The sequence below is a fragment of the Mesorhizobium sp. M0011 genome (assembly GCF_040324155.1).
GTDB lineage: Bacteria > Pseudomonadota > Alphaproteobacteria > Rhizobiales > Rhizobiaceae > Mesorhizobium.
In genome coordinates, this window is sequence record NZ_JAMYVQ010000040.1 from 14,983 (window position 1) to 37,533 (window position 22,551).

The 22,551-nt window shown below is 63.7% G+C and carries 25 protein-coding genes and 1 pseudogene; 18 read left to right on the plus strand and 8 right to left on the minus strand.

Annotated elements, in window-relative coordinates:
• Window positions 1-11: 11 nt before the first annotated feature.
• Together NKK51_RS29020 and thpR are read left to right on the plus strand one after the other, a co-directional pair.
• Complete coding sequence (locus NKK51_RS29020) at window positions 12-656, plus strand: arylesterase (protein WP_027037463.1); 645 nt, start codon at window positions 12-14, stop codon at window positions 654-656.
• A 125-nt stretch (window positions 657-781) separates the two neighbouring features.
• Window positions 782-1,378: an RNA 2',3'-cyclic phosphodiesterase gene (gene thpR, locus NKK51_RS29025; RefSeq protein ID WP_027037464.1), complete on the plus strand. Its 597-nt coding sequence runs from the start codon at window positions 782-784 to the stop codon at window positions 1,376-1,378.
• Here the strand turns inward: thpR and NKK51_RS29030 are convergent.
• On the minus strand, window positions 1,282-1,800 hold the full coding sequence (locus tag NKK51_RS29030) for a low molecular weight protein-tyrosine-phosphatase (protein ID WP_128304280.1): 519 nt from the start codon (window positions 1,798-1,800) through the stop codon (window positions 1,282-1,284). The genes thpR and NKK51_RS29030 overlap by 97 nt on opposite strands.
• Before the next feature lie 50 nt (window positions 1,801-1,850).
• Between NKK51_RS29030 and NKK51_RS29035 the strand changes: the two genes are divergently transcribed.
• The 6 genes from NKK51_RS29035 (at window position 1,851) to NKK51_RS29060 (ending at window position 5,759) form a co-directional block, all read left to right on the plus strand.
• The gene (locus tag NKK51_RS29035) at window positions 1,851-2,147 is read left to right on the plus strand and encodes a 4a-hydroxytetrahydrobiopterin dehydratase (protein ID WP_023811314.1); all 297 of its coding nucleotides are present in this window, start codon (window positions 1,851-1,853) and stop codon (window positions 2,145-2,147) included.
• A gap of 123 nt (window positions 2,148-2,270) precedes the next feature.
• Entirely contained in the window at window positions 2,271-2,633 is a 363-nt protein-coding gene (locus NKK51_RS29040) for a YkvA family protein (protein WP_352555586.1), read from the plus strand.
• A 270-nt stretch (window positions 2,634-2,903) separates the two neighbouring features.
• Window positions 2,904-3,407, plus strand: coding sequence for an invasion associated locus B family protein (locus NKK51_RS29045; RefSeq protein WP_127296348.1), 504 nt, complete (start codon window positions 2,904-2,906; stop codon window positions 3,405-3,407).
• Between the two features lie 191 nt (window positions 3,408-3,598).
• Window positions 3,599-4,834 carry a dual-specificity RNA methyltransferase RlmN gene (gene rlmN / locus NKK51_RS29050; RefSeq protein WP_023811317.1) on the plus strand — a complete coding sequence of 412 codons (1,236 nt, stop codon included), beginning with the start codon at window positions 3,599-3,601 and terminating at the stop codon, window positions 4,832-4,834.
• Entirely contained in the window at window positions 4,831-5,280 is a 450-nt protein-coding gene (locus NKK51_RS29055) for a hypothetical protein (RefSeq protein WP_023811318.1), read from the plus strand. Before rlmN ends, NKK51_RS29055 begins: the two co-directional genes overlap by 4 nt.
• Window positions 5,280-5,759, plus strand: coding sequence for a hypothetical protein (locus NKK51_RS29060; protein ID WP_023811319.1), 480 nt, complete (start codon window positions 5,280-5,282; stop codon window positions 5,757-5,759). The genes NKK51_RS29055 and NKK51_RS29060 overlap by 1 nt, the downstream gene beginning before the upstream one ends.
• A 7-nt stretch (window positions 5,760-5,766) precedes the next feature.
• Here the strand turns inward: NKK51_RS29060 and NKK51_RS29065 are convergent, their stop codons facing one another.
• A complete protein-coding gene (locus NKK51_RS29065) occupies window positions 5,767-6,408 on the minus strand; it encodes a LysE family translocator (protein ID WP_128304284.1) in 642 nt (213 codons plus the stop codon).
• A 126-nt stretch (window positions 6,409-6,534) separates the two neighbouring features.
• Window positions 6,535-8,610, minus strand: coding sequence for a putative bifunctional diguanylate cyclase/phosphodiesterase (locus tag NKK51_RS29070; protein WP_352555588.1), 2,076 nt, complete (start codon window positions 8,608-8,610; stop codon window positions 6,535-6,537).
• A gap of 298 nt (window positions 8,611-8,908) precedes the next feature.
• Here NKK51_RS29070 and NKK51_RS29075 point away from each other — a divergent pair, with 298 nt between their 5' ends.
• Together NKK51_RS29075 and NKK51_RS29080 are read left to right on the plus strand one after the other, a co-directional pair.
• Window positions 8,909-10,132: an argininosuccinate synthase gene (locus NKK51_RS29075; protein WP_352555590.1), complete on the plus strand. Its 1,224-nt coding sequence runs from the start codon at window positions 8,909-8,911 to the stop codon at window positions 10,130-10,132.
• Between the two features lie 5 nt (window positions 10,133-10,137).
• Window positions 10,138-10,659: a hypothetical protein gene (locus NKK51_RS29080; protein WP_352442583.1), complete on the plus strand. Its 522-nt coding sequence runs from the start codon at window positions 10,138-10,140 to the stop codon at window positions 10,657-10,659.
• Between the two features lie 71 nt (window positions 10,660-10,730).
• Here NKK51_RS29080 and NKK51_RS29085 read toward each other — a convergent pair whose 3' ends face one another.
• Entirely contained in the window at window positions 10,731-11,528 is a 798-nt protein-coding gene (locus NKK51_RS29085) for a lytic murein transglycosylase (protein WP_128304286.1), read from the minus strand.
• Window positions 11,529-11,669: 141 nt separating this feature from the next.
• Here NKK51_RS29085 and NKK51_RS29090 point away from each other — a divergent pair, with 141 nt between their 5' ends.
• From NKK51_RS29090 to rpsP, 7 genes are all read left to right on the plus strand, one after another.
• A complete protein-coding gene (locus NKK51_RS29090) occupies window positions 11,670-12,920 on the plus strand; it encodes a flavin monoamine oxidase family protein (protein WP_352555592.1) in 1,251 nt (416 codons plus the stop codon).
• Between the two features lie 176 nt (window positions 12,921-13,096).
• A complete protein-coding gene (locus NKK51_RS29095; RefSeq protein ID WP_352555593.1) occupies window positions 13,097-14,194 on the plus strand; it encodes a zinc-binding metallopeptidase family protein in 1,098 nt (365 codons plus the stop codon).
• Between the two features lie 62 nt (window positions 14,195-14,256).
• On the plus strand, window positions 14,257-14,856 hold the full coding sequence (locus NKK51_RS29100) for a DUF1236 domain-containing protein (protein WP_027037478.1): 600 nt from the start codon (window positions 14,257-14,259) through the stop codon (window positions 14,854-14,856).
• Window positions 14,857-15,027: 171 nt separating this feature from the next.
• Window positions 15,028-15,978: a CPBP family intramembrane glutamic endopeptidase gene (locus NKK51_RS29105; protein WP_352555595.1), complete on the plus strand. Its 951-nt coding sequence runs from the start codon at window positions 15,028-15,030 to the stop codon at window positions 15,976-15,978.
• Window positions 15,979-16,255: 277 nt separating this feature from the next.
• Complete coding sequence (gene ffh / locus NKK51_RS29110; protein WP_352555597.1) at window positions 16,256-17,860, plus strand: signal recognition particle protein; 1,605 nt, start codon at window positions 16,256-16,258, stop codon at window positions 17,858-17,860.
• A 7-nt stretch (window positions 17,861-17,867) separates the two neighbouring features.
• Entirely contained in the window at window positions 17,868-18,194 is a 327-nt protein-coding gene (locus NKK51_RS29115) for a chorismate mutase (protein ID WP_023811329.1), read from the plus strand.
• A gap of 51 nt (window positions 18,195-18,245) precedes the next feature.
• Complete coding sequence (rpsP, locus tag NKK51_RS29120; protein ID WP_023811330.1) at window positions 18,246-18,647, plus strand: 30S ribosomal protein S16; 402 nt, start codon at window positions 18,246-18,248, stop codon at window positions 18,645-18,647.
• Between the two features lie 81 nt (window positions 18,648-18,728).
• On the opposite strand, the gene NKK51_RS29125 is transcribed toward rpsP, so the two are convergent.
• The 3 genes and pseudogenes from NKK51_RS29125 to NKK51_RS29135 form a co-directional block, all read right to left on the minus strand.
• Window positions 18,729-18,992 carry a YMGG-like glycine zipper-containing protein gene (locus tag NKK51_RS29125; RefSeq protein WP_023811331.1) on the minus strand — a complete coding sequence of 88 codons (264 nt, stop codon included), beginning with the start codon at window positions 18,990-18,992 and terminating at the stop codon, window positions 18,729-18,731.
• 134 nt (window positions 18,993-19,126) lie between these two features.
• Complete coding sequence (locus NKK51_RS29130) at window positions 19,127-19,537, minus strand: DoxX family protein (protein WP_352555599.1); 411 nt, start codon at window positions 19,535-19,537, stop codon at window positions 19,127-19,129.
• 109 nt (window positions 19,538-19,646) lie between these two features.
• Window positions 19,647-20,574, minus strand: a pseudogene (locus NKK51_RS29135) (bestrophin family protein).
• 163 nt (window positions 20,575-20,737) lie between these two features.
• Here NKK51_RS29135 and NKK51_RS29140 point away from each other — a divergent pair.
• Window positions 20,738-21,145, plus strand: coding sequence for an ACT domain-containing protein (locus tag NKK51_RS29140; protein ID WP_352555601.1), 408 nt, complete (start codon window positions 20,738-20,740; stop codon window positions 21,143-21,145).
• Between the two features lie 174 nt (window positions 21,146-21,319).
• Here NKK51_RS29140 and NKK51_RS29145 read toward each other — a convergent pair whose 3' ends face one another.
• Complete coding sequence (locus NKK51_RS29145; protein WP_023814446.1) at window positions 21,320-22,354, minus strand: aspartate-semialdehyde dehydrogenase; 1,035 nt, start codon at window positions 22,352-22,354, stop codon at window positions 21,320-21,322.
• Between the last annotated feature and the right edge of the window lie 197 nt (window positions 22,355-22,551).

The following is a 22,551-nucleotide window of genomic DNA, read 5'->3' on the forward strand; positions in this document are numbered from 1 at the left end:
GGGCCTGCCGCATGTCTTTCAAACGCAGTATTGCCGCAGGCTTCGTGGCTTTCCTCGCCATTTGCGGCGCCATGTCCTCGGCGAGCGCCGAGCCGTTCAAGATCGTCGGCTTCGGTGACAGCCTGATGGCGGGCTTCGGCCTTGGGCCGGACCAGGGCTTTACCAACAGGCTGCAGGCGGCACTTGGCGCCAAGGGCCACGAAGTGACCGTCGCCAATGCCGGCGTCTCCGGCGACACGACGAGCGGCGGCCTGGCGCGGCTCGACTGGTCGGTGCCGGACGGCACGCAGCTGGTCATCCTCGAACTCGGCGCCAACGACATGCTGCGCGGCGTTTCGCCCGACATCGCCAGGAAGAACCTCGACGAGATGCTAAGCAAGCTGAAGCAGCGCAAGATTGCCGTGCTTCTGGCCGGCATGCGTGCCGCACCCAATCTCGGTCCCGACTACCAGAATGCGTTCGACGCCATTTTTCCGGACCTGGCGAAGAAATACGACGTCGTGCTCTACCCGTTCTTTCTCGACGGCGTCGCCGGCCAGCCCGGCATGCAGCTCGAGGACGGCCTGCATCCAAGCGCACGAGGCGTCGACCAGATGGTCGAACGCATCCTGCCGACGGTCGAGAAGGTGATCGCGGCGGTGCCGGGCGATTCCTAGCGGACTGGAACTGTTTCCGCCCGGCGAGCTTTTAACAGGGACTGTGACCAACAAACCTCTTGCTCCGTTTGACTATCGATGATTCGCTGGGGATGACAGTTCGATTCGAGGAAGGGAGGCTCTTCATGCCGCGTCTTTTCACCGCCCTCGAAATTCCGCGTGACGCCGCCCTTTCGCTGTCCCTGCTGCGGGGAGGCTTGCCGGGAGCCCGCTGGATCGACGTCGAAAATTACCATCTGACGCTGCGCTTCATCGGCGATGTCCCCGGCCATGTGGCCGACGAGATCGCCAACGCGCTCGACCGGGTCCACCGCCCTTCGTTCTCGCTGGCGCTGTCCGGCGTCGGCGCTTTCGGCCAGAAGAAGCCGCATGCGGTGTGGGCGGGCACTTCCGCCTCGCCTGATCTGGCCGCCCTTCAAGGTGAGATCGACCGCATCTGCCAGCGGCTCGGCATCCCGGCCGACCCGCGCAAATTCATGCCGCATGTGACGCTGGCGCGCTTACGCAATTCGACTCCGCTGGACGTCGCCCAATATCTGTCGGCGCGCGGCAATTTCTCGACGCTGCCGTTCCGCATCGGCCGTTTCGTGCTGATGTCGTCGCGCGATTCGGTCGGCGGCGGACCCTATATCGTCGAGGAAGCCTGGCCGCTGTCAGGCACGGACGCCCGCGCCTCCAGCCTTGTCGCCAGCGCCTCCGACGCCTCGCGGATCATGCGATAGGCGGAAGCGAAGGCTTCTGCCTCGTCATGATAAGGATCCGGCACGTCGCGTGCCTTTCCCTGCGCGAACTCCAGGAACAGATGGATGCGGTCCTGCACGGCCGCCGGCGCCAGCGCCTTCAGGTCGGCGACATTCGACCGGTCCATGCCGAGGATCAGGTCGAAACGGTGGAGGTCCTGCGGCGTGACCTTGCGCGCCCTCTGTCCGGAAATGTCTACGCCGTGCCGCACCGCGATCGCGATCGCGCGTCGATCGGGGGCAGAGCCGGCCTCCCAGTCACTGGTTCCCGCTGAATCGAGCAGGATATCCCGGGCCGATCCGCGCTCGGCCCAAACGGCGCGGAAGACACCTTCCGCCAGCGGCGACCGGCAGATGTTGCCGAGGCAGACGAAGAGAATGGAGTTTATGGGCTTCGCGCTCATCGATCCGTCGCTATGGTGAGGGTCGTTTTCGAATAGCACAGGATATGGACATGGCGAGAGAGAAACTGGGCAGGCAAGCCGCTGAAGCCGCATTGACCGGTCTCGACGGCTGGGCGCTGGCGGAAGACGGCGCCTCCATCAAGCGCACATTCACCTTCGCGAATTTCTCCGAGGCTTTCGCCTTCATGACCCGCGTCGCGCTTGCCGCCGAGACGATGGACCATCATCCCGACTGGTCGAATGTCTACAAGACAGTCGACGTGACGCTGAACACTCACGACGCCGGCGGCGTCACCGCGCTCGATATCGATCTGGCCAAGAAAATGAACCGTTTTGCCGGCGCCTGAGGCCTGGTATCGCCTCGGCGGGCCCAAATCGGCACCGGCATCTTGTAGCGGGGGTCGGGTTTCACCACATTTTGCCCCGCGGGCATGCGCCGGGATGCGCACGGGCTCTGCAAGGAGAGACTGATGGCGCGACAATCCGGTTTTAATTTCTTCGGCTTTGGCGGCAAGCTGGCGGACGAGAGCGAAGTGCGCGAGAAATTCTGGCGCACAGCCAAGAAGGCCGCGCGGCAGATCCCCTTCATGGAAGAGGTGGTGGCCGCCTATTACTGCGCCATGGACAAGAACACGCCGCTGCGCGCCAAAGGCATTCTGCTCGCCGCGCTCGGCTATTTCGTGCTGCCGGTGGATGTCATCCCCGACTTCGTCTTCGGGCTTGGCTTCACCGACGACATCGCCGTGCTCACCGCCGCGATCACCGCCGTCAATGCCCACATCACCACTGCGCACCGGCAGGCCGCCAGGGACGCCATGGCCGACAAGGGCTGAACTCGCGCACGGAACGCCGTTGAAGCCGGCTTTCTGCGACAGCGTAAAAAGTCAAACTCTTGCCGCTTTCGTGGCCTCCAAGTCGCCAAAGGGATGTCGCGCCAGCCGCTCACAAGGCGGCGGCGCGGGAATGGCGGCGGTTTCCTCGGGGTGAGGGTCCTTTTCTCTTCGGAAATTCACCGTTTGGTAACCCAGATTAAATCAAAATGAAGCGACGGGCAGGACGCCAAGCCGGCCTGCCTCCGCACCATTTGGAATACGGGAAAAGCGATGCGCGGATTGATTGCTATAGTTTCGAGTCTGGCCCTGGTGGCCGTGGCAGCGCCGGCACTGGCGCAGTCGGCGACCAAAATCGGCCAGCACAATGCCTGGGGCACCTACAGCTACCAGGCGTCGGGCGGCAAGGTCTGCTATGTCCTGACCGTGCCGACCGACAAGCAGCCGCCGACGCTCGACCATGGCGACATGTTCTTCTTCGTCAGCCAGCGGCCCGGCCAGCAAGTGTCCTACGAGCCGCAATTCATTGCCGGCTACAACTTCCAGGACGGCTCCAAGGCCACCGTGACCATCGATAAGAAGACGTTTTCGATGTTCACCCGCGGCAAATCGGCCTGGGTCGAGAATGCCGCCGAGGAGCCGGTGCTGATCGCCGCCATGAAGACCGGCACCGACATGAAGGTGACGGCGAAGTCCGGCCGCGGCAACCCGACCAGCTACGTCTTCTCGCTGAAGGGCATTTCGGCGGCGCTGACGTCGATTGCCAAGTGCAAATAGGCTAGGCTTTGTTTTAGTGAAAGGCCGGGCCGCAAAGCCCGGCCTTTCGTTTTTGGGTCTGTTGGTGGATCTCTGGCGAGGGTGCATCATCGCACAACCCATGACTCTGCCGTCAACCTGTGCTATGCGCCGCGCTTCCTTTCCGGCACGATGCGTGAAATCGGCCGCAAACCGCTTATATCAGTGCAACCATGACCCTTTCATTCGATCTCACCACTGACGGCGCCCGCGACGCGTTGCGTGCCCGCGCGGCACAGCCCGAAAAGCCGTCGCTGATCGGCCTGACGCGGGTCGAGCTCGCCGAGGCTCTGGTTGCATCAGGCACCGTGCCCGAGCGCCAGGCGAAAATGCGCGCCCAGCAGTTGTGGCACTGGATGTATGTGCGCGGCGTCTCCGATTTCGCCGGCATGTTCAACATCTCCAAGGATCTGCGCGCCGAGCTCGACAAGCATTTCACCGTCGCCAGGCCCGAGATCGTCGAGGAGCAGATTTCCGCCGACGGCACGCGAAAGTGGCTGTTCCGCTTTCCGCCGCGCGGCGCCGGCCGGCCGGTCGAGATCGAGACTGTCTACATTCCCGAAGAGGGTCGCGGCACGCTGTGCATCTCGTCACAGGTGGGCTGCACGCTGACCTGCTCGTTTTGCCACACCGGCACGCAGAAGCTGGTGCGCAATCTAACGGCTGAGGAGATCCTCGCCCAGCTGCTCACCGCCCGCGACCGGCTCGGCGATTTTCCCGACCGCGACACGCCCGACGGCGCCATCGTGCCGGCCGAGGGCCGCAAAGTGTCCAACGTCGTCATGATGGGCATGGGCGAACCGCTTTACAATTTCGAAGCGGTGAAGAAGGCGCTGCTGATCGCTTCCGACGGTGACGGCCTGTCCCTGTCGAAGCGGCGCATCACGCTGTCGACCTCCGGCGTCGTGCCGGAAATCTTCCGCACCGGCGAGGAGATCGGCGTCATGCTGGCGATCTCGCTGCACGCCACCAATGACGATCTGCGCGACTTGCTTGTGCCGATCAACAAGAAGTATCCGCTCAACGAGCTGATCGCCGCCTGCCGCGCCTATCCCGGCTTGTCGAACGCCAAGCGCATCACCTTCGAATATGTGATGCTGAAGGACGTCAACGATTCCATCGAGGACGCCAAGGGCCTGATCAAGCTGCTCAAGGGCATTCCGGCCAAGATCAACCTGATCCCGTTCAACCCGTGGCCGGGCACCAATTACCAGTGCTCGGACTGGGAGACGATCGAGAAATTCGCCGATTACATCAACAATGCCGGCTATGCCTCGCCGATCCGCACGCCGCGCGGCCGCGACATTCTCGCCGCCTGCGGCCAGCTCAAATCCGACTCCGAGCGCATGCGCAAGGTCGACCGGCTGGCGCTGGAAGCGATGATGATAGCGGGGCACGGCGAGGCGTGAGCCGCCCCTTCGCCTGGCTAAAACGCTTCGCCATCATGGCGGTCGGCTATGTCGCCGCGGTGCTGACCTCGATCCTGGTGCCGGTGCTGCTGATCGCTCTCCTGGAAGGCATCGAAGACGGCAACTGGTCCATCATTTTCGCTTTCGACTGGCTGGGCTCGTTCCCGCTCGCCGTCTTGACCGTAACGATCGGCGCGCTGTTGATCGTCGGCCCGGCGCTCTTTGTCGCCGAACGGTTTTCACTTCGGGGATGGTTCTACTTCGCCGCCACCGGTGCGATCACGTCCATCGCCTTTGGCGTATCCATGCCGCGCTCGGCCAGCAGCTTTGTCTTCAATCCGGGCTTTCTGGGTTTTCTCGCCACCGCCGGCATCGCCGCCGGTTCGGTCTACTGGCTTCTGGCTGGACGCAGGTCCGGCACGCGACAGAATCTGGGCCGAGATTGATGGCGCGTCTCGTCGGCTACCTCGTCCGTTTCACCGTCATCCTGTTCGGCTATGCCGTCGCCTCGCTGGCGGCGAGCGCCTTCCTCAACATCCTGTTGCTGGCATCGCTCGGCTACACGCCGGAGCATGCGCATCCGACGGCGACGGCTTCCCTGTATTTCTCAATTCCCTTCGCCGCTCTGTTCGTCGCCTATTTCGCCCTGATGCCGGCCTCTGTCGTCATCCTGCTTGCCGAAATCCTGGGCCGGCGCGACTGGCTGTTCTATGCGCTGGCAGGCGCGGTGGTTGCCGGTGTTTTCCTCGGGCTTGCCGACCGCAGCGGTGACACCGCCTTCGTCGTCAGGGACACCAGCGCCATCATGGCCGTGATCGGCAGCGGCATGGTCGGTGGTATCTTTTACTGGCTCAGCGCCGGGCGCTGGGCCGCAAGCTGGTGGCAAGGCGAACCAGGATCAAAAGAGGATGGCCAGACAGGATGACGGCGCCTTACTTCGCCTGCGCCGTCAGGATCTTGAGGGCGAAGGCGGAGAACACGCCGGCAAAGAGATAGTCGACCGCCCGTGTGACGCGCGGGCTGGCCTTCATCGCCGCCGAAAACTTTTCCGCCGCCAGCACCATCGGCACCGTCACCGGGACCGACAGCACAATGAACATCAGCCCAAGGAAAAACAGCTTTCCCGGTGCGTTCGGATCATGCGCGGAGACGAACTGCGGCAGGAAGGTCATGAAGAACAGGATGATCTTCGGGTTGAGCAGATTGACGCCAAGACCCGCGGCCCAGCTGCGCAACAGGGAAATCTCGGGGCCTGTCTTCTTCTCCGGCGAAAAGGCCGAGCCCCTGGTGATTGCCTGCCAGGCCAGGAAGACGAGATAGCCGGCGCCGAAGATCTTCAGCACGAAGAAAGCCATCGGCGAGGCGACGATCAGCGCCGAGACACCGACAACCACCAGTGTGGTGTGGATCAGCGTGCCGCACAGCGCGCCGGCCATCGAGGCAAAGCCGGTGGCACGGCCCTGGCTCAGCGTGCGCGAGACGAACAGGGTCATGTCCGGCCCCGGCGTGATCGCCAGGATGACCGTGGCGATGGCGAACTGGATCAGCGTGGCGGTGTCTGGAATGAACGACATGAGCGGCCCCCAAGGGATTGCGAGGCCTATACAGGATGCGCCATGACGATGCCAGACACAGCAGCGACCCGATCTCGATCCAGCAGGCGTCCGCACGGCATTCGCTGGACGGCCGGCCGCGGCGTCCTATGCCTGCCTGCTCAGCCGCATCCTCGCCGGCTCCTCCGCGACGAGTTGATCGTTGCGGACATCGGCGTCCCCGGTGATCTGGTCGATCGGCTTGGGCCGGCCGAGGAAATAGCCTTGCGCCTCGTTGCAGCCTTCGACTTGCAGGATGGTGAGCTGGACATGCGTCTCGACGCCTTCGGCAAGCACCGGAATGTCGAGGCTGCGGCCCAGCGTCAGCACCGCCCGGATGATGGCCTTGGCCTGCGGGCTTCGCTCGACGTCAGCCATGAATGAACGGTCGAGTTTGATCTTGTCGAACGGAAACGAGCGCAGCGTATCGAGCGATGAATAGCCGGTGCCGAAATCGTCGATCGCGATCGTCACCCCCAGCGCCTTGATCTGGCGCAGAACATGCAGCGTGCGCACCTTGTCGGCGACGATCGTCGATTCGGTGAGCTCCAGCTCCAGCCGTTTCGGCGACAGCCCGGTCTCGATCAGGATCTGATGGACGAGCTTGGCGAGATCGGCATGGGCGAACTGTACCGGCGACAAATTGACCGCGATCTTGTGGCCGTTGCCCCACGAGGCCGCCTGGCGGCACGCGGTCCGCAGCACCCATTCGCCGATCGCCATGATCGAGCCGTTCTCCTCGGCAATCGGGATGAATTCGGCGGGCGGGATCATGCCGTGCACCGGATGGGTCCAGCGCAGCAGCGCCTCGTAGCCGCAGGTGGCGCCGGTCGGGACCGAGGTCTGTACCTGATAGTGGAGCGAAAGCTCGCCGCGCTCGATCGCCTGGCGAAGGTCGGTGGCCAGCGCGCGGCGCGCCCGCGCCGTCTCATCCATGGCGGATTCGTAGAAGCAGACGGCTCGCGTGACGTCGTTCTTTGCCCGGTACATGGCAAGATCGGCATTGCTGACCAGCCGCTCGCGGTCGGCCCCGTCGCGCGGATAGATCGCTACGCCGATGCTGGCGCCGGCGGCGATTTCGAAATCGTCGAGCCGCAACGGCTCGAACAGGGATTTCTCCAGCCGCGAGACCAGCCCGAGAAGGTCCTTCTGATCCTTGAAGCGCTTGATCGCGGCGAACTCGTCACCGCCGAGCCGGGCGACGAATTCGCCCTCGCCGATGAGTTTCGACAGCCTGCGGGCGACGATCTTGAGCGCCTGGTCGCCGGCCGCATGCCCCCTGAGGTCGTTGATCTCCTTGAAGCGGTCGAGATCGATGACGATGACCGCCGTCATTGTGTCCTCGCCCTCGCATGCCCGGTCGATTTCATGGTCAAGGCGGTCGTTGAAGGAGACCCGGTTGGGAAGGCCGGTAAGGGCGTCGTTGAGGGCGAGATGCTGAAGCCGCTCGAAGCTCTCCAAACGACCACGCTCATCGATCAGATAGCTGGCGAAGCCGGTGGCCGCGACGATCAGGCCCACCACGGCGACGGCGACCGCCATTGCCACCAGAATATCGGGATTGGTGCCTGTGCTGATGAAGGACAGCGGCGTCACCGCCACCGCGGCCATAGCCGTGAAATGCAGGCCGACGATCGCCAGCACCAGCAGCCCGATGGCGAGATAGTTCGACCAGCGGTATGGCCGGCGCACGGCATGGCCGACGGCCAGGGCGGAGAACACCGCCGAGATGACCAGTGAGGCCACGACATAGGAGCCGTCCCATTCGACGATGCCGGCAACGTGATAGGCCATCATGCCGGTGTAGTGCATGGCCGAGATCGCCAGGCCGACGACGACGCCGCCCCATTCCGGGGCCAGGCGCCGGCTCTTGCCGGATGCGAGGGTGAAACCCAGCCCGGTGCCGGCGATGGCGATGACCAGGGATGCCATGGTCAGGACCGGATCGAAGGTGATCGGCGCGCCGGGCTGGTAGGCCAGCATGGCGATGAAATGGGTGCACCAGATCGACGAGCCGGCGGCGACCGCGGTCAGGAACAGCCAGCCCTTCATCTGCACGCCGGTGGTTTTTCTCGAACGGTCGAAGAGGCCGATCGTCACCCAGCAGCCGGTGACGCACATCAGCGCCGCCAGCAGGACAAGCCACAGATTATGCTCCATGGCGATGCATGATATAACGCGCATCAAGAACGGCCCGAGCCCGAGGGACACCCGCGACAAGGCAGGCAAGAAGCCGCCCGGAAATGGTCGAGGCGGCTTTGTCGCGAATGTTAGCGGCACGGCGTGAAAACTTGATTAAGTCCTTCCAGCAAATGCAGCCTTTGATTGCAGCAGGTTGTTTCCGCTGCCGGCGGCCCCCGGCCATGCGCTGGACCAGAAGCCATGCATGCACGCGTGCTTGCTCGCTCTGCCGTTCCTGCTAAAAGGCGCTGCGACAATCCGTGACGCCCAGGCTGGGGCGTCCGCCATCGACGGAGTAGAAATGTCCAAGGCCAAAGACATCAAGAAGGTCGTGCTCGCCTATTCCGGCGGTCTCGACACATCCATCATCCTGAAATGGCTGCAAACTGAACTCGGCGCCGAAGTCGTGACTTTCACCGCCGATCTTGGCCAGGGCGGCGAACTCGAGCCGGCCCGTCGCAAGGCCGAGATGATGGGCATCAAGGACATCCGCGTCGTCGACGTGCGCGAGGAATTCGTGTCCGACTTCGTCTTCCCGATGTTCCGCGCCAACACCGTCTATGAAGGGACCTATCTGCTCGGCACCTCGATCGCGCGGCCGCTGATCTCCAAGCATCTGGTCGATATAGCCCGGGAAACCGGCGCCGACGCGATCGCGCATGGCGCCACCGGCAAGGGCAACGATCAGGTTCGCTTCGAGCTTTCAGCTTACGCACTGAACCCCGACATCAAGGTCATCGCGCCGTGGCGCGACTGGTCGTTCAAATCGCGTACCGACCTGATGAATTTCGCCGAGCAGCATCAGATCCCGGTGCCGAAGGACAAGAAGGGCGACGCACCTTTCTCGGTCGACGCCAACCTCTTGCATTCGTCCTCCGAGGGCAAAGTGCTGGAAGACCCGTGGGTGGAGCCGCCCGAATTCGTTCATCAGCGCACCGTTTCGCCGATGGACGCGCCGGACAAGGTCACCGAGATCGAGATCGAGTTCCTGAAGGGTGATCCGATCGCGCTGAACGGCAAGAAACTGTCGCCGGCGACCATGCTGGCGGCACTCAACGATCTTGGCCGCGACAATGGCATCGGCCGGCTCGACCTGGTCGAAAACCGCTTCGTCGGCATGAAATCGCGCGGCGTCTACGAAACACCAGGCGGCACCATCCTGATATCAGCCCACCGGGCCATCGAATCGATCACGCTCGACCGAGGTGCGGCCCACCTCAAGGACGAGTTCATGCCGCGTTACGCCGAGCTGATCTATAACGGCTTCTGGTTCGCGCCCGAACGGCTGATGCTGCAGGCGATGATCGACAAGAGCCAGGAAGACGTCGAAGGCACGGTGCGGCTCAAGCTCTACAAGGGCAACGTCATGGTCACCGGCCGCAAGTCGAAGAAGACGCTTTACTCCGATGCGCTGGTCACCTTCGAGGACGACCGTGGCGCCTACGACCAGAAGGACGCCGCCGGCTTCATCCGCCTCAATGCACTGCGGCTCAGGACGCTGGCCGCGCGCAACCGCGCCAAGTAGGGCGGATGCGCGGTTTCGGTCGCTGCCTGGCGCCGCTGGTTGTTCTGGCGACGCCGGCGGCCGGCCAGGAGTTCGACCCCGCCTCTCTCGACCTTCCCGCGCTGATCGAGTGCAGGGCGGACGTTCCGACCTACAACGACTTTGCCCTGTGGCTGTCCAGCGCACCGGGTGCCGTTGAAACGCTTGGCTGGAAGGAGGTCGCCTCGGGCAATCCGTTTCTCAGCCAATACGAACTGCCGGCCAAAATCCGCGTGTTCAACCGCGAGACGGGATCGATCGTGTTTACCGCAGCGGGGCCGATGGCCGTGCTCGACGGCGTTGCCGCGCCGGAGCTTGCCGAAGAACTCGACGTCATGGCCGTTTTTTCCACGCCGCAAAAATTCCTTGGCGAGAAGGTCGTTGTCCAAAGCACCGAAGAGTCGGAAGGATTGACCTTCTCCACGGACGTCAAGCTCAACGTCTCGACCGTCGAGTCCCACCCCGGCAAGACCCTGGCCGGTTGCTCCTACACGCTCGAAATCAAATGAAACCCGACATTCGCGCCGGGTTTCCGATCAAGTCAAAAATAGCCGGGGCCTTCTGCCCGGAGCATGATCCGTCAATCGCCGTCGATCGCCGTGGCAATGCGGGCGATGGCCTGCTGATAGACGCTCGCGGAATTCCAGCCGGCAATCGCGCCCATATTCGCACTCGCGCTCGCGCCCGCCCGCCAGCCATGCCCCTTGAGGAAGTTGGCGGTGGAAGCCAGCGCCGTGCTCTTGTCGCGCAGGTTTCCGCCACCGACGCCATATTTCAGGACGTTTCCGGGCAGGAACTGCGTGTGTCCGATCTCGCCATGCGCGGCCCCGACCGACGAGGCTGTCAACGCCCCGCGATCAACCAGCTTCAGGGCTGCGATGGCATGCGGGTAGAAGAACCCCGGCCGGCGGCAATCATAGGCAAGCGTCAAAATGGCAGAGACGGTGTTCTGGTTGCCCATGGCCGAACCGAAGCCGGTTTCCATACCCCAGATGGCGAGCAACACGCCCGGCGACACGCCGTAATTCGCTTCGATCTTGGAGAACAGCGCCGCATTCGACTTTTTCAGCGACCGGCCCTTGGAAATAATCGCTGCGCCACCACGACGCCGCATGAAATCGTCCACCGAGCCGCTGAAGGCCTTGTGAATGCCGCGGTCGACTGAGATCGTCTTTGTCGCGTAGTTTGCCCCGGCCAGAGCGGCCAGCCCCTTGGCGCCTACACCTTCCGACCTGGCCTGCGCGGCAAAGTCCTGCTTCCAGGCGTCGAAGCCGGCGCCGGTCTTGCCGCAGCTGGCTGCCGCCTGTGCGCCCGTCGCCAGCGCAAGCACCGCCACCACGGCCGCTGCAAACATCTTTCCCTTGGCAAGAATTGCCATGTTGATCTCCTGGTTGCCTGAATCACGTCCCAATTGCGAACTTGCCAGCGAAACGCGCACTTGTCACTGTCACCGCTGCAATGCTGGCGAATGCCGTGGAATTTGCCTAGGATCAAGTGATTATTGTGGCAGGGGGGCTGCATGCAAGACGTTGATGTCGTCATCATCGGTGCCGGCTCGGCGGGTCTTGCCGCCGCCAGGAGCTTGCAGGCGGCGGGGCTTTCCTTCACGCTGCTCGAAGCGATAGACCGAATCGGCGGGCGAGCCTGGACCAGCGACCAGCATTTCGGCGTGCCTTTCGACATCGGCTGCGCCTGGCTGCATGCGGCCGACCGCAATCCCTATTTTCCCGAAGCCCAGGCGGCAGGCTGGACGTTGCATCATCACGACATGAACGTCGATCATCTCTACTACCGCGAGCGCAAGGCGAGCGAAGCGGAAGAAGCCGACATGAAGGCCGCCGACGCAAAGCTGTTCGAACTGCTGGCCAAGCATGAAGTGAAGGACGGAGATGACGATCGTCTTTCGGCGCTGTTGGCAAAAGGCCATGCACCGCGCGCCGCCGCCACCTTCGCCGGGCCGATGGATTTCGGTGCCGACGAGGACGAAATCTCGATCCTCGACTTCCAGGCCGCTGCCGATCTCGACCCGAACTACTTCAGCAAGGAGGGCCTTGGCGCGCTGGTGGCGCGTTTCGGCGCCGGCGTGCCGGTCGAACTGTCGACGCCGGTGCGCAAGATCCTGTGGGACGTGCCGGGCGTCGCCTGCGTCACCGATCGCGGCACCGTCCGCGCCAAGGCGGTGATCGTCACCGCTTCGCCGGCGGTGCTCGCCTTCGAGGAGATCGCGTTCTCGCCGGCCTTGCCAGACACGCATTTCGGCGCCTTCTTCGACCTGCCGATGGGCATGCTGACCAAATTGCCGGTCGAAATATCGGGCACCAGGCTCGGGCTGCAGCCCTTCGACGACCTGCTGATCGAACGGATGGCCAGGCACGACATCTATTTCCTGTGCTTCCCGTTCGACCTCGACCTGATGGTCGGCTTCGTCGGCGGCGATTTCGCCTGGGAAATGTCGGCGGCCGGCGAGGCGGCCGGCATCGACTTCGTCGTCGACCGGCTGTGCGGCATCTTCGGCGGCGATACGCGCAAGCACGTCGGACGCGCCATGATGACCAATTGGGGCGGCGAGCGCTTCGTGCGCGGTGCCTATGCCGCCGCTCGCCCCGGCCGTTCACTGGCGCGCGCCGCACTCATGCAGCCGGTGGCCGACAAGATCTTCTTCGCCGGCGAGCATCTGGCCGGTCCGCTGATGCAGACCTGTGGCGGCGCACGGCTGTCAGGCGAAGCGGTGGCAAGACAGGTTGTCACCCAGCTTGCGGCGAGGACATGATCCGAACCGAAGGACGGAACCAACGACAGGTGGAACCTGGTCTTCGCTTTGCGAAACCTCGTTCTGCAGAGATTATGTTCCAACAAGTTCGACAAAATGCGGAACGCCGCGCGGCTGTTCGCGTTGGGCACGGGCCGCCGTGAACATCTAGTCACCTCCGGTGAATTGAGACCGACATGAAACTCTTCGACTGCCCCCATTGCGGCCATCGCATCTATTTCGAGAACGCCAAGTGCCTGAACTGCGGGAACCCGGTGCTCTACGATCCCGAGCACGCGCGCTTTGCGCTGGCGGGCGTCGACGGCGTCTTCCAGTGCACCAACGCCGACGAATGCGCCTGCAACTGGATGGCGGAACCGGGTCACGCTTTTTGCCGCGCCTGCGTGCTGAACCAGCTGATCCCGGATCTCTCCGTCGACGGCAACCGCCGCCGCTGGATCCGTGTCGAAGCGGCGAAGAAGCGCGCCATCTACTCGCTGCTGGCCTTCGGGCTGCCGGTAGTCCCCAAGCAGACCCCTGCCGACGAGGTCGGCCTGGCCTTCGACTTCCTCGCCGATCCGATCGGCGGCGGCCCCGGCGGCGAGCGGATCCTCACCGGCCACGACAATGGCCTGATCACGCTCAACGTCGCCGAGGCGGATTCGGCCGAGCGCGAGAAGCGGCGCGTCGAGATGGGCGAGAACTATCGCACCTTGCTCGGTCATTTCCGCCACGAACTCGGGCACTATTACTGGGACCGCCTCATCCGGGACGATCCGCACAGGCTCGAAGCTTTCCGCGCACTGTTCGGCGACGACCGCGCCGATTACGAGCAGGCGCTGAAGGCCTATTATGCCAATGGTGCGCCGCCCGACTGGCAGCAAGGCCATATCTCGGCCTATGCCACCTCGCATCCTTGGGAGGACTGGGCCGAGACCTGGGCTCACCATCTGCACATCACCGACACGCTGGAAATGGTCCATGCGCTGAACTTTCCGCTCGGCCGGCTGGAGACGGTGGAGGCCAACGACTTGCCGCGCGGCGACACCGGCGGCGGGTTGCAGGCCGCACCCTCGGAGCCGGCGACCGCGCCCGAGCCTTTCGAAAAGATCCTTGCACGCTGGCTGGTGCTGTCGGAAGCCTCCAATTCGATCAACCGCTGCATGGGCCTGCCCGACCTCTACCCCTTCGTCATTTCGGACGTCACGGCGCGGAAATTGGAATTCGTTCACGAACTTCTGACCGATTTGCCGAAAGAAGCGGGAACAAATCGTGAGTTGGCGCAAGCGTTTTAGCGGGAACGCATAAGCTGCTGCCCCGTTTTGGCTGCCGAGGGACCTGAAAACGGAGAGAAACCATGAAATTCCTGTTGTTTCCGGCGGTCGCCGGAATGCTGACCGTGATGTCGGGCGCCGCGCTTGCCGATACCGCCGTCTCAGCCGTCACCGATCTTAACGTGCGCGCCGGACCCGGCCCGCAATACCCTGTCATCGGCGTGCTCACCGCCGGCCAGTCGGCAACCCTCAATGGCTGCATCGAAAACAGCAAATGGTGCACCATAGCCGAGGCCGGCGGCCAGGGCTGGGTCTATTCAGACTATGTGACGGCCGATATCGGCGGCAGCCGCGTGGTGCTGACGGAACGGCGCGCCAGTGTTGCTGTCGTCTCGCCGCCGGAGGACATCGGCAACTACTCGACCGATTATACCGGCGCGATCGTTGCCGGTGAGCCGGTCGTGGATGACTTCCCCCCGCCCCCGGCTGAAGTCCGTACCTATGTCGACGCGCATCGCCTCGATCCCATCTATCTCGATGGCGAAGTGGTGACCGGCGCGACCCTGCCCGACACCGTCGAGCTGCGCGAGATTCCGGACTACAATTACCGCTATGTCTATGTGAACGGCCAGCGGGCGCTGATCGATCCTCAGACCCGGCGCATCATGTACGTCGTGCGTTAACAACAATTGCCACAAGCGGCCGCTGCGAGAGCAGCGGCCGCCAGCAGGCGGCGCTGCCGCGCGGCGCTCTCCTGCGCCGACTTTGCTCTGACTTAGTCTTTGCGGAAAACCATTCCGATTTTCCCGGCCATCGGTTAGTCAACAGGCGATGACTTTGGGAAGGGAGCCCGCGTGACCATCGATCCGGCCGCCTTCGAGCGTTACAGGCATTCGCCGAACGCCAGGACGACCTTACCGCGCCTGTTGCTCGGAACGGGGATCGTGGTCCTTTTTTGGGCAGCAACCACCGTGGCCGTGCTGGTCGGCGGCACCTATGCCTTCATCGCCTGGCAGGCGACCCCATCATCCGGCATTCAGGGCTTCCTCGCTTCGCCCCTCGGCATCCTCACCGCGCTCGTCTCGTTTGCCGGCATCTGGATCGGCCTGTGGGTCGCGATGCGCTGGGTGCATGGCGAGAAGCTGTCGGCGCTGCTCGGCAACAGCCGACGAGTTTCATGGCCCGGCTTCCTCAAAGGGCTGATCGCGGTGCTGATCACGTCGTTCATATCCGAAATCCTGCTCTATCTGCTGCAGCCGCAGATCACGCGTGGCCCGATCAGCCTGTCATCCTGGCTGCTGTTTGCGATCCCGATCGCCGCGCTTACCTTGGTGCAGACCTCTTCGGAAGAGCTGCTGTTTCGCGGCTACCTGCTGCGCGGTCTCGCCAGCCGGTTCACGAGCCCGTTCGTCTGGGCCCTGCTGCCGGCCCTGCTGTTCACCTCGCTGCATTGGAGTGCGAGTTCGTCACCAGCCATCAATGCTTGCGTGCTGGCGTCGATCGCCGCTTTCGCGCTGCTGCTGACACTTGTCGTCTACGCAACCGGCAATCTCGGCGCCGCCTTGGGTGCTCATCTCGGCAACAACCTGACCGGGTTTCTCTTGATCTCGCATCAGGAAAGCTACAATTCCTTCGCCCTGTTCAATGCCAGGCCGCTCGAAGGACCGGGCTGGGCGACGTCGGATGCGGTTCTCATCGCCTTCATCGGCATCGCCTGCAGCCTGCTGACCATCGTGCTGCTTCTACATCCGCGTTCGCCGCTCAGGGTTGCCGCCGAATTTCCGGACCGGGCGAGCACGGCCTGATTGCAGGCCGGGAACGACGCAATCCGGTCTTTGTCTTGACTCCGTGTCCGATTTCCTGTCTACACGCCCCGAATTCCGCGACGAGTATCCCTCCGAGCAAGCCGACCAGGACGCCGAAGCCTCTTTGAGGTGAAGTGCTGTAAATCGATCCTGGAGGCCAACACCCGGCAGCGCTGAGCGCCCCCGGGTGCTTTTTGGTTTTGGCTTTTGGTTGGACACTGGGCGCGAACGCATTACCTCTCGGGCATCATCCGGATGCCAGGGAAAAGGAAAACGAATGTTTGAATCGCTACAGGAACGTCTTGGTTCGATCCTGAACGGCCTGACCGGCCGCGGAGCCCTGTCGGAGGCTGATGTCTCGGCGGCGCTGCGCGAGGTGCGCCGGGCGCTGCTCGAAGCAGACGTGGCGCTGGAAGTGGTGCGCTCCTTCACCGACAAGGTGCGCGAGAAGGCCGTCGGCGCTGCCGTGGTCAAGTCTATCAAGCCCGGCCAGATGGTCGTCAAGATCGTCCATGACGAACTGGTCGACATGCTCGGCGCCGAAGGCGTCGCCATCGATCTCAATGCCCCGGCGCCGGTCGTCATCATGATGGTCGGCCTGCAGGGTTCCGGCAAGACGACCACTTCGGCCAAGATCGCCAAGCGTCTTTCCGAGCGTCAGAACAAGAAGGTCCTGATGGCCTCGCTCGACACGCGGCGCCCCGCTGCGCAGGAGCAGCTGCGCCAGCTCGGCGAACAGGTCAAGGTCGCCACGCTGCCGATCATCGACGGCCAGTCGCCGGTCGACATCGCCCGCCGCGCCGTGCAGGCGGCCAAGCTCGGCGGCCACGACATCGTCATCCTCGACACCGCCGGCCGCACCCATATCGACGAGCCGCTGATGGTCGAGATGGCCGACATCAAGAAGGTGTCGAGCCCGCACGAAATCCTGCTGGTCGCCGATTCGCTGACCGGCCAGGACGCCGTCAACCTGGCCAAGAGCTTCGACGAGCGCGTCGGCATCACCGGCCTCGTCCTGACCCGCATGGACGGCGACGGCCGCGGTGGTGCTGCACTCTCCATGCGCGCCGTCACCGGCAAGCCGATCAAGCTGATCGGCACTGGCGAAAAGATGGACGGGCTGGAGGAATTCCACCCCAAGCGCATCGCCGACCGCATCCTCGGCATGGGCGACATTGTCTCGCTCGTCGAAAAGGCCGCCGAGAACATCGACGCCGAGCAGGCGGCGGCGATGGCCAAGAAGATGCAGTCGGGCAAGTTCGACCTGAACGATCTCGCCGGCCAGCTTCAGCAGATGTCGAAGATGGGCGGCATGGGCGGCATCATGGGCATGATGCCCGGCATGGGCAAGATGAAGGACCAGATGGCCGCCGCCGGTCTCGACGACAAGATGTTCGGCCGCCAGCTCGCCATCATCTCGTCGATGACCAAGGCCGAGCGCGCCAATCCCGATTTGCTCAAGCATTCGCGCAAGAAGCGCATCGCCGCCGGTTCCGGCACCGACGCGGCCGAAATCAACAAGCTGCTCAAGATGCATCGCGGCATGGCCGACATGATGAAGGCGATGGGCGGCAAGGGCAAAGGCGGCGGCCTGATGCGCGGCATGATGGGCGGCCTCGCGTCCAAGATGGGCCTCGGCGGCATGATGCCGGGCGGCCCCGGGGGCATGGGTGGCGGCATGATGGGCGGCGGCATGCCGGACCTGTCGAAGATGGATCCCAAGCAGCTCGAAGCCTTGCAGAAGCAGGCGCAAGCAGCCGGCCTCGGCGGCGGCATGAAAGGCCTTCCCGGCGGCGGCCTACCCGGACTGCCCGGCGGCATGAAGCTCCCCGGCCTGCCCGGAATGGGCGGCGGCCTGCCCGGCCTTGGCAAGAAGAAGTGAGGACGCCATGAACGAAGAGAAGGACATGGCCGACGCTCGCGCTCTCCTGGCCGATTACCGCGCCTCGATCGACAACATCGACGCGGCCCTCATCCACATGCTGGCCGAGCGCTTCCGCTGCACCAAGGCGGTCGGTGTGCTGAAGGCGACGCATGGCCTGCCCCCGGCCGACCCGGCACGCGAGCAGCAGCAGATCGCCCGGCTTCGCCAGCTGGCGAAGGATGCCCATCTCGACCCGGATTTCGCGGAAAAATTCCTCAACTTCGTCGTCCGCGAAGTGATCCGCCACCACGAACAGATCGCCGCTTCCAACGGCGTGATGAAAGCCGGCTGAGAAACCAGCCACCAACCGATCAACCAAATCAGCCATTTTAGGAGAAAATAAATGCCCTTGAAGATCCGACTGGCCCGTGCGGGCTCGAAGAAGCGTCCTTACTACCACGTCGTCATTGCCGACGCCCGTTCGCCGCGTGACGGCCGGTTCATCGAGTCGATCGGCTCGTGGAACCCGCTGCTGCCCAAGGACGGCGAACGCGTCAAGGTCGACGCCGACCGCGTCAAGCATTGGCTGGCGCATGGCGCCCAGCCGACCGACCGCGTCCTGCGTTTCCTCGACGAGGCCGGCCTCGTCAAGCGCGACGCCCGTTCCAACCCGAAGAAGGCCGAGCCGGGCAAGAAGGCGCAGGAACGTGCTTCGCTCTTGAAGAAGGCGCAGGAAGACGCTGCTGCCGCGGCTGCGGCCGCCGCAGCAGCACCGGCCGAGGCGGAAGCCGCCACCGCCGAATAAGTATTGCCCTATCGCATCCAGGAAAACGGCGGGCCAAGGCCCGCCGTTTTGCTGTCCAGTTCTGTCTGTAAGAGCTGCCGATCAATAACCGCTCGGGCAGCGGTCGATGTAGACGCGGCCCCGCCGATCGCGATAGCGGCATTCGCCGCTCTCGCTTGCCCGGCCGATCAGCGCACCGGCAACGGCGCCGACAGCACCACCGACGACGGCGCCTTCAACCGGATCGCCAGCGACCGCCGCACCGACGGCAGCGCCACCGAGGCCGCCAACGGCCGCGCCTTTTTCCGTTTGCGAACAAGCGGCGAGCGGCACCAGAAGCGCCATCAAAAGCATCGTTTTCTTCATCGTCGTTCCTCTCCGATAGGAGCCGCCTCCGCCGCCAAGCGAATCTCTAACTCGCAACTCGGCGATTCGATCCCTAAGACATTGCCCGGCAAAGGGTTCCAGGCTTCGAGTTGAAAGCGATGCTTCGAGCGGATCTATCGGCTGAACGGGATCAGCGCGCGGACCCTGGCATCGCGCAGATACAGGCCACCCCACAGAATAATGCCGAGATAGACGCCGAACAGAATGTGCGAGAACAGCGGGTTGTCGACGCGGACATTGGTGGCGATGGCGCCGCCCATATAGGCGGTGAGCAGGATGGCGCCGAGCACCGCGGTGCGCGGCAAGGCGTAGAGCGCGGTCGAGATCAGGCCGATGACGCCAAGCATGCGCGCGACATTGGCATCGGCCGGCCAGCCGAGCGGCACCATCGTCTGGGTGACGACATCGAGCGGCGGCAGCTTGATGACGCCGTCGAAGATCATGAACAGCACGATGACGCCGCTGAGCACGCGGCCGGTCCACAAAGCGCCCGGCGAGACGGGCGCGGTTTCGGAAATACTCATGGTGGTCCCTCCTGATGGTCGAGCCCTTTCGCAGGGGTCGACCCAAGGACGTGGCATGGGGCCGCGATCCGACAGCGGGGCGGATTCTTTTAAACCCGCGCGCCTTCGCCTACGAAAAATAGAACTTTTCCGCCGGGATCATCTTCGGCGGCGTTTCGCCCAGCGCCTCGAATACCGAGATCTCGCAGACGCGGCAGAGACCGTCGAGGGCGAGGTCGTTGGCCTCGGTGCCGAACGGATCCTCGAGCTCTTCCGAAAGCGCGTCGAGGCCGAAGAAGGTGTAGGCGATCAGCGCCGTGAACAGCGGCGTTGCCCAGCCGGCGGTCGAGATCAGGCCGATCGGCAGCAGCAGGCAGACGATATAGGCCGTGCGATGCACCAACAGCGTGTAGGCGAACGGCAAGGGCGTGCCGGCGATCCGCTCGCAGCCGGCCTGGATGGCGGCGATCGACGCGAGCCTCTCATCGAGGATACGAAAGCCGATCGTGTCGACGTCGCCCGCCCGGCGCTGGGCATTGGCACGCCGGCCCATGCGCCTGACCATCTCGTCCGCCGGATTGGAAAAGGCTGCTGCCTTGTCCGCCTCGGCGTCGATGAAGGCACGGGCATCCTTCATGCTGTCGATCTTGCGCAACTGCCCGCGCAGGAAATGACAGAAGGCGAGCGCTTCCATCAGCAAGGCGCTGTTCGGTCTGGTCCGGTATGAGGCTGGTGGTGGCGCGTGCCAGGTTGCGCATTTCGAAGACCAGCGCGCCCCACAGCTTGCGCGCCTCCCACCAACGGTCGTAGGCGGCGTTGTTGCGGAACGAGAGATAGATCGACAATGTCACGCCGACCAGGCCGAAAGGCGTGATGTTGAAGACGCTGAAATCAAGCTGGAACCGGCGCGCCACGGCCAGGATGATCGCGGAATAAAGCGCGAAGCCCAATATCTGCGGCAGGATGCGTGGCACGACCGAACCGCGCATGATGAAGAACAGCTGTAGGAATGTGGGGCGCGGGCGAACGATCATCGAAGGCCTTTCACGGACCGCCATCGGCCCTCACCTCCTTTATTGTGCGATGCGACAGCTCTGCAAGCCCAGCCACCAGCGACACCGCCATGTCGTCCTTGCAGCGCCTGGACTATCGGCACGCGCCGGTCGCGGATATTGAAGAGCACATGGGCTGCGGCCCATTTCTGCAAGCGAGAGAAACCGAATGACCGGCGAGACCGATCTGAAGACACTGCTGGCATCGATGACGCCGGAACTGCTCGCCGGCACCTATGTCTTCGCCATGCTGGCGCCCGGCGTCGTTCAGCCGGAAGGCCTCGAGCCGGTGATGATCTTTCGTGAGCGCGAGGGCGTGACACTGATCGTAACCGAGGAGAAGGCCATCGCTGCGGCACTGACCGCGTCATTCCGCTGCCGGATGGTCACGCTGAACATCCATTCGTCGCTGGAAGCCGTCGGCTTTCTCGCCGCCATCACCACGCGCCTCGCCGCCGCCGGCATGGGCGTGAACCCGGTTTCGGCCTTCTACCACGACCATCTGTTCGTGCCGGTCGACCGGGCGGAGGAAGCGCTGGGGCTGTTGAACCAGCTGGCCAGGGAGAACAGAGCGTAGCGCATCGGCCAGAGCTGCCGATCTCCCCCTCGTGGGGAGATCGGCATCCATCAATGCCTTCGCTAACCTTCAGCACCCGGCCGAAGGCCGAGCCCGCGACTGCGGGCCGCCGGTCGTCCGGCGCCCCCGCGGAGCGCCCGCCGCGGCAGCGGCGATACGGCCCGTGAGCGAAAACTAAGCCGCCTTCTTCTTCGGCTGGATCAGGCCGCGCTCGACCAGCAACTCGGCGATCTGCACTGCGTTGAGCGCCGCGCCCTTGCGCAGATTGTCGGAGACGATCCACATCGACAGGCCGTTGTCGATGGTCGAATCCTCGCGGATGCGCGAGATGAAGGTGGCGTCTTCGCCGGCCGATTCCAGCGGCGTGATGTAGCCGCCGTCCTCGCGCTTGTCCAAGACCTGACAGCCCGGCGCCTCACGCAGGATATCGCGCGCCTCGTCGGCGGTGATCGGCTTTTCGAACTCGATGTTGACCGCTTCCGAATGGCCGATGAACACCGGCACGCGCACGCAGGTCGCCGTCAGCTTGATCTTGGGGTCGAGCATCTTCTTGGTCTCGGCGACCATCTTCCACTCTTCCTTAGTGGAGCCGTCATCAAGGAAGACATCGATGTGCGGGATGACGTTGAAGGCGATGCGCTTGGTGAACTTCTTGACCTCGACGCCATCGGCGACGAAGACCGCGCGGGTCTGGGTAAAGAGTTCGTCCATACCTTCCTTGCCGGCGCCCGACACCGACTGGTAGGTGGCGACAACGACACGCTTGATGGTGGCGAAGTCATGCAGCGGCTTCAATGCCACTACCAGCTGCGCCGTCGAGCAATTCGGATTGGCGATGATGTTCTTGCGCGTGAACAGCGAGATCGCGTCCGGGTTTACTTCCGGCACGATCAACGGCACGTCCTGATCGTAGCGGAAGGCCGACGAATTATCGATGACGACGCAGCCCTGCTTGCCGATCTTCGGCGACCATTCCTTGGAGACGCTGCCGCCAGCCGACATGATGCAGATGTCGGTGTCGGAAAAATCATACTGGTCGAGCGTCTTCACCTTCAGCGTGCGGTCGCCGAACGACACTTCCGTGCCCTGGCTGCGCCGCGACGCCAGCGCCACGACTTCGCTTACCGGAAAGCCGCGCTCTTCCAGTATGTTGAGCATTTCCCGGCCCACATTGCCCGTGGCGCCGACGATCGCTACCTTGAAACTCATCGAAAAATCTCCTGTCCCTCTCCGCTTGGTTTTTGGAGAAACCCGCTGGCCGATGCGGGTTCCGTCCCCCGGGCCGAACCCGGGAGAGGGTGGTTAGGCCAAGGGAGTCACACCGTTTTGGTGGTGGTTTTGGTAGTTTTTTTGGCCAAGAATGGGGTTTTGCTGGAACGAGGGGACGCGCCGACGCGCCCGGCCCA

What these genes read in the sequence shown, in the direction of transcription:
- NKK51_RS29020 (WP_027037463.1), top strand. Translation starts at nt 12, where the DNA reads ATGTCTTTCAAACGCAGTATTGCCGCAGGCTTCGTGGCTTTCCTCGCC.
- thpR (WP_027037464.1), top strand. Translation starts at nt 782, where the DNA reads ATGCCGCGTCTTTTCACCGCCCTCGAAATTCCGCGTGACGCCGCCCTT.
- NKK51_RS29030 (WP_128304280.1), bottom strand. Translation starts at nt 1,800, where the DNA reads ATGAGCGCGAAGCCCATAAACTCCATTCTCTTCGTCTGCCTCGGCAAC.
- NKK51_RS29035 (WP_023811314.1), top strand. Translation starts at nt 1,851, where the DNA reads ATGGCGAGAGAGAAACTGGGCAGGCAAGCCGCTGAAGCCGCATTGACC.
- NKK51_RS29040 (WP_352555586.1), top strand. Translation starts at nt 2,271, where the DNA reads ATGGCGCGACAATCCGGTTTTAATTTCTTCGGCTTTGGCGGCAAGCTG.
- NKK51_RS29045 (WP_127296348.1), top strand. Translation starts at nt 2,904, where the DNA reads ATGCGCGGATTGATTGCTATAGTTTCGAGTCTGGCCCTGGTGGCCGTG.
- rlmN (WP_023811317.1), top strand. Translation starts at nt 3,599, where the DNA reads ATGACCCTTTCATTCGATCTCACCACTGACGGCGCCCGCGACGCGTTG.
- NKK51_RS29060 (WP_023811319.1), top strand. Translation starts at nt 5,280, where the DNA reads ATGGCGCGTCTCGTCGGCTACCTCGTCCGTTTCACCGTCATCCTGTTC.
- NKK51_RS29065 (WP_128304284.1), bottom strand. Translation starts at nt 6,408, where the DNA reads ATGTCGTTCATTCCAGACACCGCCACGCTGATCCAGTTCGCCATCGCC.
- NKK51_RS29070 (WP_352555588.1), bottom strand. Translation starts at nt 8,610, where the DNA reads ATGCGCGTTATATCATGCATCGCCATGGAGCATAATCTGTGGCTTGTC.
- NKK51_RS29075 (WP_352555590.1), top strand. Translation starts at nt 8,909, where the DNA reads ATGTCCAAGGCCAAAGACATCAAGAAGGTCGTGCTCGCCTATTCCGGC.
- NKK51_RS29080 (WP_352442583.1), top strand. Translation starts at nt 10,138, where the DNA reads ATGCGCGGTTTCGGTCGCTGCCTGGCGCCGCTGGTTGTTCTGGCGACG.
- NKK51_RS29085 (WP_128304286.1), bottom strand. Translation starts at nt 11,528, where the DNA reads ATGGCAATTCTTGCCAAGGGAAAGATGTTTGCAGCGGCCGTGGTGGCG.
- NKK51_RS29090 (WP_352555592.1), top strand. Translation starts at nt 11,670, where the DNA reads ATGCAAGACGTTGATGTCGTCATCATCGGTGCCGGCTCGGCGGGTCTT.
- NKK51_RS29095 (WP_352555593.1), top strand. Translation starts at nt 13,097, where the DNA reads ATGAAACTCTTCGACTGCCCCCATTGCGGCCATCGCATCTATTTCGAG.
- NKK51_RS29100 (WP_027037478.1), top strand. Translation starts at nt 14,257, where the DNA reads ATGAAATTCCTGTTGTTTCCGGCGGTCGCCGGAATGCTGACCGTGATG.
- ffh (WP_352555597.1), top strand. Translation starts at nt 16,256, where the DNA reads ATGTTTGAATCGCTACAGGAACGTCTTGGTTCGATCCTGAACGGCCTG.
- NKK51_RS29115 (WP_023811329.1), top strand. Translation starts at nt 17,868, where the DNA reads ATGAACGAAGAGAAGGACATGGCCGACGCTCGCGCTCTCCTGGCCGAT.
- rpsP (WP_023811330.1), top strand. Translation starts at nt 18,246, where the DNA reads ATGCCCTTGAAGATCCGACTGGCCCGTGCGGGCTCGAAGAAGCGTCCT.
- NKK51_RS29125 (WP_023811331.1), bottom strand. Translation starts at nt 18,992, where the DNA reads ATGAAGAAAACGATGCTTTTGATGGCGCTTCTGGTGCCGCTCGCCGCT.
- NKK51_RS29130 (WP_352555599.1), bottom strand. Translation starts at nt 19,537, where the DNA reads ATGAGTATTTCCGAAACCGCGCCCGTCTCGCCGGGCGCTTTGTGGACC.
- NKK51_RS29140 (WP_352555601.1), top strand. Translation starts at nt 20,738, where the DNA reads ATGACCGGCGAGACCGATCTGAAGACACTGCTGGCATCGATGACGCCG.
- NKK51_RS29145 (WP_023814446.1), bottom strand. Translation starts at nt 22,354, where the DNA reads ATGAGTTTCAAGGTAGCGATCGTCGGCGCCACGGGCAATGTGGGCCGG.